Below are 14,524 nucleotides of genomic sequence, written 5' to 3'. Positions count from 1 at the left end.
ATATTATGGCTTTGACAAATGCTTTTTATGAAGCAGTTAAAGATGACAATGTTCGTCGAGTTCGCATAATGATGAAGGATAGCCTGCTGGTTGACCCTACATTTACTGATTTTAACAACATGGTGAAAGCGGCATCTTCTATGACAGGTTTGTATGATGCTCACGATGGGAGAGCGTTCATATCCGATGAACAGGAATGGAATGATGAGTATATGGATAAACTCATGGTTCAGGTTGTCGGTAATTTTTCGCATGAACGAATTGACCATCTAAAAGATGTGGTTAGATATTTAAGACCGGTTCACAAGTCTGGTAGCACTTCGTCTCACCATACTGAATACAACTCAGAACATCGCACAAGTGGGAATAGCTATCAAGAGCAAAAGTATCGTGATCTGCAAAATGGCGATTACCGTGGGGCTAAAATTGCCGCAGGTGCAGTTGCAGGTGCAGTTGTAGGCGGCGTTGTTGCTTCGGTAGCAGGAGTTACTGTTGTTGGTGGTGTAGCTGTTGGTGCGTTGGTAGGCGGTGCAGCAGTTACGGTTACCGTAAACGGAGGTAAAAGAGGATGAGTGATACTGTTGTTCTTGGTAGACGAGAGGCAACTCTTGTTGAACAATCTCAAGAAGCAGTTATCATTGATAAGCCTAAGAGTAATGTCCCTTCTTTTGAAACACTTCAGAATCAACTTACAGAATCAAGCAAGCTGGTTGATGACATTATTCTCAAAAAATACTTACACAAGCTGACTGACCTTGAGATTGTTCCTTTAAGTGACGGCCTTAAACAGATAAGCGATATTCGTCTTTTCAAAATTACTGAAATGGTTTACCAAAAAGATGAATATTCTACTTACAAATTTGCATCTGTTTTCAATGCTGTGCAAAATCTAAATTGTAGCATTTTTATTCTTGCCGATAGTAATGGGCAAAAAACGGATTTTTACATGGGTGTTCGTTCACTGGATGATAAACGAACTACAAAATCGTTAAAGGACACTCTGAAAAATGCACTTAGTGGTCAATTCCCTGGTGTGAAGTCAATGGATCTTTTAGACCCCGAAGCAGAATCTTTTTTGCGTGATATTCCTTCACAGAATATTGCGGCTGTATCTTGTGTTGCAAACAATAAAGATGATGATTTCAAAAACAATGAAACTTTCATACAGGGTTTGGAGAAATTGGCTCTCGCAATGCAGGGACAAGTATATACGGCAATTATTTTGGCAAAGAGCAACCCTGCTGAGCAACTTGATGAAATTAGACGGGCTTATGAGGCGATATATACGCAGTTGTCACCATTTGCAAATATGCAGATGTCTTATGGGACAAATTCTGCCTTGAGCATATCAGATGCCCTATCCCATGGGACAACCACAGGAACTTCATATTCTAAAAATATATCATCGACCGTGGGTAGTAGTATCTCAAAGGGGACTTCTACTAATGAATCAACATCAAAGATGGATACAGCGGGCGTGTTGATAAAAACAGGCGGAGCCATAGCGCTTGGTGCATTAGGTGTTGTAACTGCGCCATTAACAGGTGGAGCGAGCGTTGTTGCTGCTGGTGCAATTATGGCGGGACAAATTGGCTTGAGTGCATTTAATCCATCAACTAAATCAAAAGGGACATCTACCTCGGAAACAGATACAAAGAATGAATCTGAAACAAAGGGCGTGGCTTTTGGCAATAATGAGAGCCAAAGTGAAAACGAGACGCATACGAGAGGAATTACATCTGGAACCTCTGATAATATGCAGCTGACTATGCAAAACAAAACCTTGTTGAACACTCTTGAGCGAATTGACTTGCAATTGAAACGAATTGATGAATGTGAAAGTCTTGGTATGTGGGAGTGTGCGGCATACTTCCTTTCAAGCAGTCAAGAAACAGCAGAGATGGCGGCGGGAACATACAAGGCGCTTATGAAAGGCTCTAAATCCGGCTTGGAAACTTCTGCGGTAAATTACTGGGGAAGACAGGATGAGGCAAAATTACCGATTCTTAGAGATTATATTACCAATTTCATTCATCCTGTATTTGCGTATCGCTCAACGGAAAATACGGAATATCTACCGGTAACCCCTTCCTCACTTCTTAGTAGCAATGAGTTGGCAATTCAAATGGGCTTACCAAGAAAATCAGTATGCGGTTTTCCGGTTATTGAACACGCTGACTTTGGAAAAGAAGTTGTTTCCTATGGTAAAGCAAAATCAATGAGAACCATTTGCCTTGGAAAAGTATTTAGTATGGGAACAGAAATGCCAACAGAAGTCAATTTAGATGTTGATTCTTTTACCATGCATACTTTTGTTACAGGTTCAACAGGTTCTGGAAAGAGCAATACCGTATATGAATTGCTTAACCAATTGCACAGCATTTATGGGACACATTTTCTTGTTGTAGAGCCAGCAAAGGGCGAATATAAAAATGTGTTTGGTCAGTATGCGGATGTTACCGTTTATGGTACAAACCCCAAGAAAACTTCTTTGCTGAAGCTCAATCCATTTCGTTTTCCGGCAGATGTGCATATTCTGGAACACTTGGACAGATTGGTTGAGATTTTTAATGTCTGTTGGCCAATGTATGCAGCGATGCCAGCCATCCTAAAAGAAGCCATGGAAAAGGCATATGTATCAATTGGATGGGATTTGGTTTCTTCGGAGAACTCTAAGGGAGCTAAGTATCCTAATTTTGCTGACTTGCTGGAACAAATTGAAGTTGTCATTGAAGAATCAAAGTATTCAGCTGATAGCAAAGGTGATTATTCTGGCGCACTTCTAACTCGTGTCCGTTCGCTGACAACGGGATTGAACGGCATGATTTTCTGCAACGATGACCTTACGGATGAACAGTTATTTGACAGAAGTGTTGTTGTTGATTTGAGCCGTGTTGGTTCAACAGAAACAAAGTCTTTAATTATGGGCTTACTCGTTATGAAACTTAATGAGCATCGCATGGCAACAGGAAAAGCGAATAGCCCTCTCACACACATTACCGTTCTTGAAGAAGCACATAATCTTCTCAAACGCACTTCGACAGAACAGTCTGCTGAAGGGTCAAACCTATTGGGTAAATCGGTAGAATTGCTTGCAAATTCAATCGCAGAAATGAGAACCTATGGAGAAGGATTTGTGATTGCAGACCAATCGCCTGGTCTTCTTGATATGTCTGTAATCCGCAATACTAATACAAAAATTATTCTACGATTACCAGACAAAGGAGATCGTGAGCTTGTTGGATATTCTGCTGGCTTGAACGATGAGCAGATTGATGAACTTTCAAAGCTAAAAAGAGGTGTTGCGGCAGTCTATCAAAATGATTGGGTAGAGCCTATTCTTGTACAAGTAAATAGATGCAATCTATCGGAACGAGAATATAGTTATGAGGCTGACACCCAAGCGATGGACAAGAATGCCTTGAAAGAACAATTAGTAAACTTCTTGATTCAAGGTAGGCTGTCTGAAAAGCTTAAATTCTCGCTGAAAGAAATTGCGGATAATCTTGACAAAATTGGTCTTTCATCTACAAACGCAGATTTTGTAGATGAGTTGATTGACGAATATAACAAGACAGGTACGCTTAGTATTTGGGAAGATGAGAATTTCAGGAAACTTGCTCGGAGAGTGACCGATATTCTTGGTGTCCGTACAAGAGTTGAAAACTGTGTTCTTAGCGCTGCGGATGATAGTGAACTAACCTCTATGCTTGAAAGGATTGTGAAGCAGTTCTTCCCTGATGCGTCAAATTCAAAAGTGCTTGCTTTAAGTCAGGCATTTATGAAGGACATGAGTGTTCAACAAGAAGAATCTGAAATTCGAAGGAAGTTATATGTAAAGTGGGTTTCTTTCATTAAGGAAGGGGGCGTAAGATGCTTGCAGAAAACGGCTACTTCTAACCAATGTTGCCTATTGCGAAAGGAGGAAATAAAATGAACGAGTTTAAGGAGGTAAGCGAAACTCTTAAAACTAAATTATCTGAATCGACCCTGGGAAAACAACTGTCTGGCATTAAGATTTTTGACCTTGGCGATGAAATGGATCGACCTTTGCAAGAAGCTCCACAAGAAGATGCTGAAGTAGAAAGCCCTGAAAACAATAGATCCGAAGCCGATACACCAGAAAGCGATGCACAGACCGACAATGCCGAAAAGAAAACCAGAGAACTTACCGAGGAAGAACGACAGGAATTAAAGGATAAGCTTGGATGGTCTGATGAAAAGCTGAATAAGTGTACCATTGATGAGGATGGAGTTATTCACTACAAAACTGACCGGAGCGATTTGGAAGGTAAAACATCGGAAAATGGTGTTCCATATGAAAGGAAAATTATCGAAATTAACGGTGTTAAAATTGAGGGTGTTTTTCCAAAGTTTGATAGTGCCTTTGACACAGCGTTAGACCCCGACAATCTGAAGACAAAGGCTTACGCAAAAGAGTGCAATGCTAAGCTCAAAGAAGCTATCGAAAATGACCCTGAACTAAGAAGCAAATTTACAGAGGAGCAGCTTAAAGATATTGAGGAAGGGCGAACTCCTACGGGCTATGTATGGCATCACAACGAAGAGCCGGGCAAAATGCAATTAGTGAAACGAGAAGACCACGACCGGGCAATCGGTGGCGCAGCGCATACCGGTGGAAATTCACTTTGGGGTGCAGATAGTGTTGATAGAAAAGGAGGAGAATCTTTCTAATGAAAAGTATAACGAATCATTGTGATAAGGTGACTGATTTGACGCTCTTTGCAGAAGTTGAAGCAAAGTATTCAATTCGGATTCGAGATGATATTAAAGAATTTCTGACTGCCAATTCTGGAGGTTATCCTGTTAAGGATTTGGTCAAGGTAGACGGCGAAGAATACGAAATCAGAGTTTTCTTATCGTTGGATTGTGCGAACAAGAACTACTATATTGAAAAGCCGCTAACTTTTTTCTTGGACAATACCAAGGGGAAGATTGTGCCGATTGGTTTGGATTCCGGAGATAATTACTACTGTGTCAACAACGAAACAGGAAAAGTATATTACTGGAGTGCCAGTGATAATCAGTATTATTGTATTGGAAAATCAATAGCGGAATTTACTGAATACTTTGAATAGAATTATTTTCGACGATATATCGCCAAACGCAAAAAAACGAGAGGTGAGGCTTTTTGCCCTACCTCTCGTTTTTTACTTGTGTCACAGTAAAAATAAACCACCTGCTCTGCAGGTGGAGGGAATATCTTCAGATAAAAGCAACTCCTGTGCTAAAATAGATGTAGGTCTGCAAACCACAAATAAAAAAGCACAGGAGGTCCAAAAATGGACAATAACAGTTTAGCTCATACAAAATGGGATTGCAAGTATCATCTGGTTTTTGCACCAAAATATCGGAGGCAGGTAATATATAAGGATATCAAGGCAGATGTAGGCCAAATACTAGGGACCTTATGCCGAAGAAAAGGGATTGAGATAATCGAGGCGCAATGCATGCCGGATCATATCCATATGCTGGTAAGTATTCCGCCCAAATATGCTGTGTCAGAGGTGGTGGGATATCTCAAAGGAAAAAGTTCACTGCGTTACAAAACGCACTTTTTATTAAGACAATCCGGCTCCCTCCTGTTATAATAAAATGAACCAGACCAGGAGGTGGCGGAATGAAGAATCAAAAGCATACAGTGAGAAAGGTCATTGATTATATTGAGGAACACCTGGAGGAGAAGCTGAATCTGGAGCAGATAGCGGAGCATGCAGGTTATTCCAGGTTCCATCTGAACCGGATATTCATGGAAGAGACGGGAGGCACGATTCATAAATATGTGCAGGAGCGCAGGCTTACCATGGCGGCTGAGAAGCTGGTGGATACGGATATGGACATCACGCAGATAGCCTACGATGCCGGGTACCAGTCCCAGCAGGCATTTTCTCTCGCATTTAAACAGGTATATTTATGTCCGCCCGGAGCGTACAGAAAACGGGGGATCTATCTGCCTGCAAAGAAACGGATTCAAATGCATCAAGCTTCCTGTTTTACAATATATGGAGTTTGTGACAGAGGAATGGGAGGGATTGCAGCGTGAGCACCATACCTTATGTGATTGAACAGACAGGAAGAGGAGAGAGAAGCTATGATATATATTCCAGGCTTCTGTCGGACCGTATTATCTTTCTGGGCGAGGAGGTCAGCGACACCTCTGCCAGCCTTATTATAGCCCAGCTGCTGTTTCTGGAATCCACGGATCCGGACAAGGATATCCAGCTGTACATCAACAGTCCGGGAGGTTCTGTGACAGCTGGCTGGGCTGTATATGATACCATGCAGTATATTAAATGCGACGTTTCAACTATCTGCCTTGGACTGGCAGCCAGTTTCGGGGCCTTTTTGCTGGCAGGAGGAGCACATGGAAAACGCATGGCCCTTCCCAATTCCGAAATCATGATACACCAGCCCGCCATACACGGAAATGGAATCCAGGGCCCTGCCAGCGACATTAAAATTATGTCGGATTACATGCAGAAAAGCAGGCAGCGTTTAAACCGTGTTCTGGCGGTGAATACAGGACGCTCCGAGGAGGAAATAGCCAGGGATACGGAGCGGGATAATTTCATGAGCGCGGAGGAGGCATTGGAGTATGGACTGATTGATTCTATCCTTACAAGGCGGTAATAACTTTGAAATATAATAGGATATATATAAGCGCAGGCACTGTGCCGTGATACTCCTCCGGGGAGGACACAGAAGCCTGCGCTTTTGTTGTGTCTGAACCACATCCCTATACCTCTGCGGAGAGCCCGTACGCAACCCCGCATAAAGTATCAATGCCGGAAGAATGCCCAATGGCTGAGAATACGTTTAAAATCCTATCGGCAGAGGGAAGGTCTGTCAGGCTGTTGACAGCCAGGCTGAAATGGTGCTGCACAGAGCAGTCCAAAAAGGCGCGGCTGATATCATTGGTATCAAAACGGCGGGAAGTTATCTCCTGGCAGAGAGCGTGCGCAAATGGATGGCTTTCTTCTCCGCGCAGGATGAGTCCTGCCAGCACCCCGCACAGAAAATCATCACCGCTGGGCGTAAGGCCTATTCCCAGTCCAATGAGTCCTGCCAGGTGTTTGGCAGCATCTCCGTACAAATGCTGTTCCAGACATTCGCTGCATTGGAGGATTCGGCTTCTGGCCGCGGCCAGAATTAGGCTGTATTCCTCTTTGCCTGTAATCGCCTGTCCTTCCGTGGAATCGCAGAACAGAAGCCGGAATATGCCGGCCTGCGAGCTGGCGACGGCCTGACGGATCTGTGAAAGAAGCTCTTTGCAGGGAAACGGCCCGGGCGGGCAGGTTAACCGGGTGCAGCAGACTTTTTTCGGCAGGCACCCAAAAGACACTGTGTGCTCCGGAGAGGATATTATAATGCGGCTGCCGGCAATGGACACCTGCTGGCCTGGTTTAACCGGTAGAACTTCAAAAGCCCTGACATCCATGTCTGTTATGATGCTGATAGGAGACATGGGAGAGGATGCGGCCTGCAGGGCCAGAAGGCGCTCTCCTGCCTGAAGATTCACTGTTTTTTTGTAGACGGAGTGGACCGTCCAAAGACGGCACTCCTCCAGCTGCTGTGCTGCGTAGGCGGCAATGGCGGTGATGGTAGGATACATTTGCTTTCTCCCTGTGCTATGCTGTTTGTTGCACTTATAACAATGCTTCAACAATAAATTTTACCAGATTATCGAAAAAAACACAAAAACAAAATTTGAAATAATAAAGTTTTATACATGATAGACAAAAAAACATAATTTTTCCCCGCTTTCTCGTCATTGTTTTCTGACTGTGTATCTAATAAAATACAACGTAAGTATTGAAACGGTCAACGATTTACAGTCTGTAAGGAGGTAAAAAATGTATGATTTAGTAATAACAAACGGAAAGCTGGTAACCCCTGACAGGATTTATGAAGCTGATATTGCGGTAAAAGACGGGGTCTACGCTGCCTTTCTTGCCAAGGGGTCGCAGGCGGCTGCAAAAGAAGTGATAGATGCAAAGGGATGCTACATATATCCGGGAATCATTGATTGCCACGCGCACCTGAATGAACCGGGATTTGAATACAGGGAGGACTTTGAGACCGGTTCCAGGGCAGCTGCGGCAGCTGGCTGTACCTGCCTGATTGACATGCCCTTGAACAATGATCCGTCTTTGATGAATAAGGAAATCTTTGACCTGAAGATGGGGCGCATCAGCAAGCACTCCTATGTGGATTTTGCCCTGTGGGGCGGTATTGTGGGGGATTATGACAATCAGCCCGGTTCGGTGAAGAACAACATGGCGGATCTGGTGGACCTGCACAAATGCGGCGTGGCTGCATTCAAAGGGTTTACCTGCCCCAACGGCGATTTGTTCCCAACCGTGAACATGGGCAATGTGAGAAAGGCTCTGGAAATCTTAAAGCCGTACGGGGCCCTGTGCGGTTTCCACTGTGAAGAGTTCGGTCAGGTACTGGAACGGGAAAAGGAGGCAAAGGCAAAAACCGGAAGGACCAGCGAAGAGAAAATCAGGGATTTCCTGGATTCCCATGATGTGTGGACCGAGTATGTTGCCACTAAAAATGTGATTGACATGGCCAGGGCAACCGGGGGCAGAGTGCATATCTGCCATGTGAGCCACCCCATGGTGGCGCAGGTTGTAAAGGACGCCATCCACGAAGGGCTTCCCATTACGGCTGAGACATGTCCCCACTATCTTGGGTTTACAGAGGACTTTGTCTTTGAGAAGGGCGCTCCGGCCAAGTGTACGCCGCCTATGCGCAGGAAAGAGGATATGGAACGGCTGTGGGATTATGTTCTGGACGGCACATTATCCTGTGTGGGAAGCGACCACTCACCGGCTGCGGATGAGGAAAAGGACAATTCCACAAAGGATATCTGGCATGCATGGGGCGGTCTCAACTCCATCCAGTTCTTCCTGCCCATGATGTTTGACATGGTGGTAAACAAGAAGGGCTTAAGCCCCACCCTGATTGCCAGGGTGATGGACTACAATCCGGCCAGGGTATTCGGCCTCTACGGTCGGAAGGGGGCCTTTGAGCTGGGATTTGACGGGGACATTGTTATTGTTGATCCTGAGAAAGCCTGGAAATGCAGCCAGAATGAACTGCTGACCAAGGGGCATGTATCCTGCTTCGACGGTCTGGAAGGAAAGGGCGCTCCTGTATGCACCATCATCCGGGGCAAGGTGGTTGCCTCCGGCGGAACCTATAGGGAAGACGCTCTGGGCTACGGGGAATACGTGACACCGGTACATGACTGTTAATACGAGGAGAAGAAAATAAGGGGTGATATTATGAGCGATGTAAAAAATGAAGTAAATAAGCAAACAGATTCATTGGCGCCGATTCAGGACAAGGACCGTATTATGGGGTGGGGATCCTACCTGATGCTGTGGCTGGGAGGATGTATTTCCATCGGCACATTGACCATGGGGTCTGCCCAGCTGGACAAGGGGCTTAACCTGATGCAGGTATTTTTGGCGGTTCTGATTGGATCCACCATACTGGTTATCGGCATCTGTGCAAATGACCGTTTCAGCTACAAATCAGGCGCGCCCTATGCGGTTCAGCTTAAGAGCGCGTACGGCACAAAGGGAAACATTGTACCAGTTATGATCCGTGGGCTTCCCGCTATTGTATGGTACGGATTCCAGACCTGGCTGGGCGGCTCCGCCATCAACCAGATATCCATTGCCATATTCGGATATGACAATGTTGTGCTGTTCTTCCTACTGTTCCAGGTGGTCCAGATTATATTATCAGTAAAGGGCTTCCACGGAATCAAATGGGTGGAGAACATCGGCGGCGTGGTAATCGTCAGCGCCATGCTCTATATGTTATTTGTATGCGTGACCCAGTACTGGGGCGTGATTGGTGATAAGCTCATCAGCAGGAAGGGTTCATGGGGAATGCCGTTCATCGCTGCCATCATCGCTTTCTTTGGCAACAGCACCACGGTTATGCTCAATGCCGGCGACTATTCCAGAGAGTTAAAGGGCGGTTTTTCCGTAGGAAAGCGCGGTGTTGCCTATTTTATTGCCATGGTACCAACCACTGTCCTTCTGGGACTTATCGGCGCAATGGCTTCCACGGCAACAGGGATTGCAAACCCTATCAACGCATTTTCACAGATGGTACATAACAAGGTGCTGCTGGTGGCAACCCTTGGATTCATCCTTTTTGCCCAGATGACCACCAACCTGGCCAGCAACGTGGTGCCCCCTGCCTATGCGTTTATGGACGCATTTAAGATGAAGCACAGGACGGCCGTGATTCTGGTGGGAGTCCTGGCTGTATGTACCTGTCCGTGGATCCTGACCAACGACAGCTCCGCGGCAGGACTGGATCTGTTTGTTAAGATTTACACCGCTTTCTTTGGCCCGATCTTTGCCGTGCTGATCACGGATTACTACATCCTGCACAGGGGAAAGATGGAAGGAGCGGCCCTGGATGACCTCTACGATGATAACGGAACCCATTCAGGAATCAACTGGGCTGCCATCATTGCAACGGCAGTGGGCGCGGTAATCGGACTTGTCAATGTAGACATATCCTTCTTTACGGCAACCATACCTACAGGACTGGTATATTATTTCTGCATGAAGCATATGCCGTCCTGCCAACGTTTCAGGAAAGGAACTTCCCTGGAGAAGTAAATAGGAGGCAAAGCTTATGTATGATCTGTTAGTGAAAAATGGAAGGATTGTTACCGCCCAGGCAGTGACAGAGGGGAATATCGGCATAAAGGACGGCAGGATTGCCGCCCTGCTGGAGGCCGGACAGGAGCCGGAGGCTGCAAAGGTGATTGACGCAAAAGGAAAATATGTGTTTCCAGGAGCCATTGACACCCATGCCCACCTCAATGATCCGGGGTATGAATGGCGGGAGGATTATGAACATGGGACAGCGGCGGCAGCCATGGGAGGTTATACCACCATCATCGACATGCCCCTTCAAAATGAACCGGCCATGACGAACGCGGCAATTTTTGACAGAAAAGTGGAGAAGGTGGACTGTAACGCATATACGGACTACTGCTTCTGGGGCGGCCTGGTGCCGGATAATTTTGACGAACTGGAAGGCCTGCATGAGAAGGGCTGTGTTGCCTTCAAATCGTTTATCGGACCGGTATCACCTGATTACAGCTCCTTAAACTACGGGCAGGCCTATGAAGCCATGGAGAGGATTAAGGAATTTGGCGGACGTGCCGGCTTCCACTGCGAAGATTTTTCCATGATTAAATGGCAGGAAGCCAGGATGAAAAGAGAAGGACGTATGGACTGGCAGGGTTTTCTGGATTCCAGGCCGGTGATTGCGGAGATGGTTGCCACGGTGGATATGATTGAGATTGCCAAGGCAACGGGGTGCAAGGTACATATCTGCCATGTGAGCAGTCCCGAAGTGGCCCAGAAGATAAAGGAGGCCCAGCAGGCGGGCTATGATGTGACGGCGGAGACATGTTCTCATTATCTGAGCCTGACGGACCAGGATGTCCTTGCCAACGGACCTCTGTTCAAATGCGCGCCTCCCCTGCGTTCCAAGGAAGATGTGGACCGTCTCTGGGCCTATGTGGAGGACGGTACCTTCAGCGGTATAGCAAGTGATCATTCTCCCTGCTCCTACGATGAGAAATTCAAAGAGATTCTGGGAAATAAAATCGAGAATGTATTTGACGTATGGGGCGGCATCAGCGGTATCCAGAGCGGCTTCCAGGTAGCGTTTAACGAGGGATGCGTAAAGCGGGGCGTGGATCCCAGGGTATTGGCAAGAGCCATGGCCCTTAATCCGGCAAAAGCATTCGGCATATACGGGAAAAAGGGTGACATACTTCCGGGATTTGACGCGGACCTTGTGATTATTGACCCGGAAAAGGAGTGGGAGATTACAAGCGAATCCCTCCTGTATGTAAACAAGATTTCCGCGTTTGTGGGAATGAAGGGCAGGGGACTGCCTGTATGCACCATCATCCGCGGCAATGTGGTGGCTGAAGACGGAAAGATTACAGCAGAAAAAGGTGTGGGGACCCTGGTCAGGAGACTGAGCTGACAGAATGTGATTTTCAGACACTCCCCGGAAAAGGAGAAAGTATGAGTAATATGGTAGAAAATTTGAATTTAAATCCGGAACTGGTAAAGAACGTGGATCCGGATCTGCAGCCGACGAAAAAACGTATTATGGGGCCCCTTTCCTACGCGGCAAGCTTTATGGGAGGGTGCGTATCCATCGGTACCTTCTCCATGGGCGCCGGCCTGATAGGGGCATTGACAGTGGGGCAGGCCATCCTTGCCATGGTTATCGGATGTCTGGTCATCGCGGTGGCCCTGGTAATCATTGGCAACTGCGGGCATAAGTACGGTATTCCTTACACGGTACAGCTTCGGAGCAGCTTCGGCACCACCGGCGTCAAGGTGCCCGGCCTGTTAAGAGGTATTCCTGCCATTATCTGGTTTGGTTTCCAGAGCTGGGTGGGAGCGGGAGCCATCAACAGCTGTCTGAGCATCCTGTTCGGTTTCAGCAACCTTCCCCTGGTCTATGCCCTGTTTACAATGCTGCAGGTTGCCCTGGCCATCAAGGGATTTGAGGGTATCAAATGGCTGGAAAATATTTCCTGTGTATTCATCATCGCAATACTGGCCTACATGCTGTATGTGGTCAAGACACAGTTCGCAACTGAGATTGATGATGTGTTCTCCGGAATCAAGGGAACATGGGGCATGCCTTTCTGGGCAGCCACCACCTCCTTCCTGGGAATCTATTCAACCATGATCATCAATGCATCCGACTATTCCCGTAACCTGGAAGGGAAGGTGGGACCCACCTTTACCGGAAGTATCTACACGGTTGCCATTCTGCCTGTAACGCTGTTTATGGGACTGATCGGGCTGCTTGTGACGGCTGCTACCGGCAACAGCGACCCGGTTGTGGTGTTCTCCACAACCATGGGAAGCAAGTTCCTCACAGTAGTGACATTGCTGTTTATTGCATTTGCCCAGGTCACAACCAATGTGCTGAACAATATCGTTCCGCCATCCTATGTACTGATGGAATCATTCCACATGAAATGGTCCCACGCCACCATCCTGGTAGGAATCCTCTCGGCATGCTGTATGCCGTGGAAGCTGGTGACAGATGATTCGGCAGCGGGCTTAAGCCTGTTTACCCAGTTCTACTCCGCATTCCTGGGCCCGATTTTTGCCGTAATGGCAGTGGACTATTACATTCTCCGGAAAAAGAAGCTGAATATCAATCATATGTATGACAAGCAGGGCGTGTTCAAGGGAATCAACTGGGCGGCCATCATAGCCATCGTCATCGGCTCCCTCTGCTCTCTGGTCATCGTACAGCTGTCCTGGTATGTGAGCCTGATTCCCACGGGACTTGTGTATTACTTCCTGATGAAGAACATGAAGAGCGCAAAATCATTCCGCACAGGAACCATTTTCCAGGAGCAGGAAGGCTAGTTATCAGCACTGGGCCGGCGACAGCTTCAGGTTCTCCTCCAGGAATGCCAGTGTCTCGTCCAGCAGTTTTTCCGTAAACGGGTTTTCCTCATCCCGGTCAAAGTCGTGGCCATCGCAGGAGGCGATGAACTGCCATGGGCGGAAACGGTTTGACAGCTCCAGGAATTCCCCGTAGGGCACATCATTGTCACGGGTGCCGTGAACGCAGAAAAGGGGGCAGGGAAGGGCGGTGCAGGCGCGCAGGGTGTAGTCCAGATAGAAATATTTATCCCTGCCTTCATACAGAAGGGAACGCCAGGATCCGGTCTGTCTTGCATATACATAAATGCTGTAGTGGGTGTCCAGGCTTCCGGCCGTGTGGAGGTCAGCACCGGCCTGTTCCAGGCAGGACGCATCCACGGCCGGAAGGGAGCAGTAAAATCCGCTGGGTGTCTCATACCAGTGGTCGCACAGGAATCCGTATCCGTAGTAGGAGAGGATCCCAGCGGGCACGGCGGGCAGGTTACCTTTGGCCCCGGCTAAGAGGCAGAGATATGCTCCGGCGGAACGGCCCCACAGGAAGAACGGGAGTTTGCGTCCGCAGTATATTTCGGGATGATTTATGTAATGGGTGATGGAGGAACAGACATCACCCATTATGGTATCCAGCCTGGCGGCGGGCGCAAGGGGGTAGTCGTAGGATACGATGATATATCCGGCCCGGGTCAGGGTATCTATATGCCTGCGGGGCAGATCCTCCCTGCTGCCGTACAGCAGCCCTCCCCCATGGAAGTAAAGGATACAGGCTTTTGCATCTGTATCCTTTTCTGAATATACAGTTGCATACTTTGGATAAGCTGGATGTTCCAGGTTTATCTCTCTTTTTTCCGTCATAATGGTGTTCTCCTTTGTGTAATAGATGAGTTATATTTAAAGATATTATAACATGAGACCGGAAAAAAGTGGGATGTGAAAAAATTAGCAATAGGGTATAAAATGGATAAAAATCATAGGGAGATTTGCATAAATACATAATTGAAAAAAGAACGTTGTTTTGCAATAAT

General features: G+C 46.9%; 12 protein-coding genes and 1 pseudogene. 11 read left to right on the top strand and 2 right to left on the bottom strand.

What is annotated here, in order from left to right; genetic code table 11:
* Positions 1–5 precede the first annotated feature (5 nt).
* The 7 genes and pseudogenes from CGC65_RS17140 to CGC65_RS17110 all read left to right on the top strand — a co-directional run bounded on the left by CGC65_RS17140 (position 6) and on the right by CGC65_RS17110 (position 6,651).
* Positions 6–572: a hypothetical protein gene (locus CGC65_RS17140; RefSeq protein ID WP_002564606.1), complete on the top strand. Its 567-nt coding sequence runs from the start codon at positions 6–8 to the stop codon at positions 570–572.
* Entirely contained in the window at positions 569–3,937 is a 3,369-nt protein-coding gene (locus CGC65_RS17135) for an ATP-binding protein (RefSeq protein WP_002564605.1), read from the top strand. The genes CGC65_RS17140 and CGC65_RS17135 overlap by 4 nt, the downstream gene beginning before the upstream one ends.
* A complete protein-coding gene (locus CGC65_RS17130; protein ID WP_002564604.1) occupies positions 3,934–4,695 on the top strand; it encodes an HNH endonuclease in 762 nt (253 codons plus the stop codon). The genes CGC65_RS17135 and CGC65_RS17130 overlap by 4 nt, the downstream gene beginning before the upstream one ends.
* Positions 4,695–5,099 carry an SMI1/KNR4 family protein gene (locus tag CGC65_RS17125; protein WP_002564603.1) on the top strand — a complete coding sequence of 135 codons (405 nt, stop codon included), beginning with the start codon at positions 4,695–4,697 and terminating at the stop codon, positions 5,097–5,099. The genes CGC65_RS17130 and CGC65_RS17125 overlap by 1 nt, the downstream gene beginning before the upstream one ends.
* A 204-nt stretch (positions 5,100–5,303) precedes the next feature.
* Positions 5,304–5,579, top strand: a pseudogene (gene tnpA / locus CGC65_RS17120) (IS200/IS605 family transposase); the annotation flags it as partial.
* Positions 5,580–5,641: 62 nt separating this feature from the next.
* On the top strand, positions 5,642–6,064 hold the full coding sequence (locus tag CGC65_RS17115) for a helix-turn-helix domain-containing protein (protein WP_002564601.1): 423 nt from the start codon (positions 5,642–5,644) through the stop codon (positions 6,062–6,064).
* Positions 6,061–6,651, top strand: a complete 591-nt coding sequence (locus CGC65_RS17110) for an ATP-dependent Clp protease proteolytic subunit (RefSeq protein ID WP_002564600.1) — start codon at positions 6,061–6,063, stop codon at positions 6,649–6,651. Before CGC65_RS17115 ends, CGC65_RS17110 begins: the two co-directional genes overlap by 4 nt.
* 106 nt (positions 6,652–6,757) lie before the next feature.
* Here CGC65_RS17110 and CGC65_RS17105 read toward each other — a convergent pair whose 3' ends face one another.
* The gene (locus CGC65_RS17105; RefSeq protein WP_002564599.1) at positions 6,758–7,633 is read right to left on the bottom strand and encodes an oxamate carbamoyltransferase subunit AllH family protein; all 876 of its coding nucleotides are present in this window, start codon (positions 7,631–7,633) and stop codon (positions 6,758–6,760) included.
* A 241-nt stretch (positions 7,634–7,874) separates the two neighbouring features.
* Here CGC65_RS17105 and allB (CGC65_RS17100) point away from each other — a divergent pair, with 241 nt between their 5' ends.
* Genes allB (CGC65_RS17100) through CGC65_RS17085 form a run of 4 tightly spaced genes read left to right on the top strand, consistent with a single transcriptional unit; the run spans position 7,875 to position 13,481 of the window.
* Positions 7,875–9,284 (top strand): allantoinase AllB, encoded by a 1,410-nt coding sequence (allB, locus tag CGC65_RS17100; RefSeq protein ID WP_002564598.1) that lies wholly within the window; start codon positions 7,875–7,877, stop codon positions 9,282–9,284.
* 30 nt (positions 9,285–9,314) lie between these two features.
* On the top strand, positions 9,315–10,676 hold the full coding sequence (locus CGC65_RS17095; protein WP_002564597.1) for an NCS1 family transporter: 1,362 nt from the start codon (positions 9,315–9,317) through the stop codon (positions 10,674–10,676).
* A 16-nt stretch (positions 10,677–10,692) separates the two neighbouring features.
* Positions 10,693–12,066, top strand: a complete 1,374-nt coding sequence (gene allB / locus CGC65_RS17090; RefSeq protein ID WP_002564596.1) for an allantoinase AllB — start codon at positions 10,693–10,695, stop codon at positions 12,064–12,066.
* 41 nt (positions 12,067–12,107) lie between these two features.
* Positions 12,108–13,481 (top strand): NCS1 family transporter, encoded by a 1,374-nt coding sequence (locus tag CGC65_RS17085; RefSeq protein ID WP_002564595.1) that lies wholly within the window; start codon positions 12,108–12,110, stop codon positions 13,479–13,481.
* Between the two features lie 3 nt (positions 13,482–13,484).
* Here the strand turns inward: CGC65_RS17085 and CGC65_RS17080 are convergent, their stop codons facing one another.
* A complete protein-coding gene (locus tag CGC65_RS17080; protein ID WP_002564594.1) occupies positions 13,485–14,354 on the bottom strand; it encodes an alpha/beta hydrolase in 870 nt (289 codons plus the stop codon).
* Positions 14,355–14,524 lie beyond the last annotated feature (170 nt).

Origin of the sequence: Enterocloster bolteae (assembly GCF_002234575.2) — a bacterium.
GTDB lineage: Bacteria > Bacillota > Clostridia > Lachnospirales > Lachnospiraceae > Enterocloster > Enterocloster bolteae.
The sequence above is the reverse complement of the archived record's forward strand: the minus strand, read 5'-3'. Positions and strand labels throughout refer to the sequence as shown.

Coding starts and splice junctions, on each gene's coding strand:
- allB (WP_002564596.1), top strand. CDS start 10,693: ATGTATGATCTGTTAGTGAAAAATGGAAGGATTGTTACCGCCCAGGCA.
- CGC65_RS17130 (WP_002564604.1), top strand. CDS start 3,934: ATGAACGAGTTTAAGGAGGTAAGCGAAACTCTTAAAACTAAATTATCT.
- CGC65_RS17125 (WP_002564603.1), top strand. CDS start 4,695: ATGAAAAGTATAACGAATCATTGTGATAAGGTGACTGATTTGACGCTC.
- CGC65_RS17115 (WP_002564601.1), top strand. CDS start 5,642: ATGAAGAATCAAAAGCATACAGTGAGAAAGGTCATTGATTATATTGAG.
- allB (WP_002564598.1), top strand. CDS start 7,875: ATGTATGATTTAGTAATAACAAACGGAAAGCTGGTAACCCCTGACAGG.
- CGC65_RS17135 (WP_002564605.1), top strand. CDS start 569: ATGAGTGATACTGTTGTTCTTGGTAGACGAGAGGCAACTCTTGTTGAA.
- CGC65_RS17140 (WP_002564606.1), top strand. CDS start 6: ATGGCTTTGACAAATGCTTTTTATGAAGCAGTTAAAGATGACAATGTT.
- CGC65_RS17105 (WP_002564599.1), bottom strand. CDS start 7,633: ATGTATCCTACCATCACCGCCATTGCCGCCTACGCAGCACAGCAGCTG.
- CGC65_RS17080 (WP_002564594.1), bottom strand. CDS start 14,354: ATGACGGAAAAAAGAGAGATAAACCTGGAACATCCAGCTTATCCAAAG.
- CGC65_RS17095 (WP_002564597.1), top strand. CDS start 9,315: ATGAGCGATGTAAAAAATGAAGTAAATAAGCAAACAGATTCATTGGCG.
- CGC65_RS17085 (WP_002564595.1), top strand. CDS start 12,108: ATGAGTAATATGGTAGAAAATTTGAATTTAAATCCGGAACTGGTAAAG.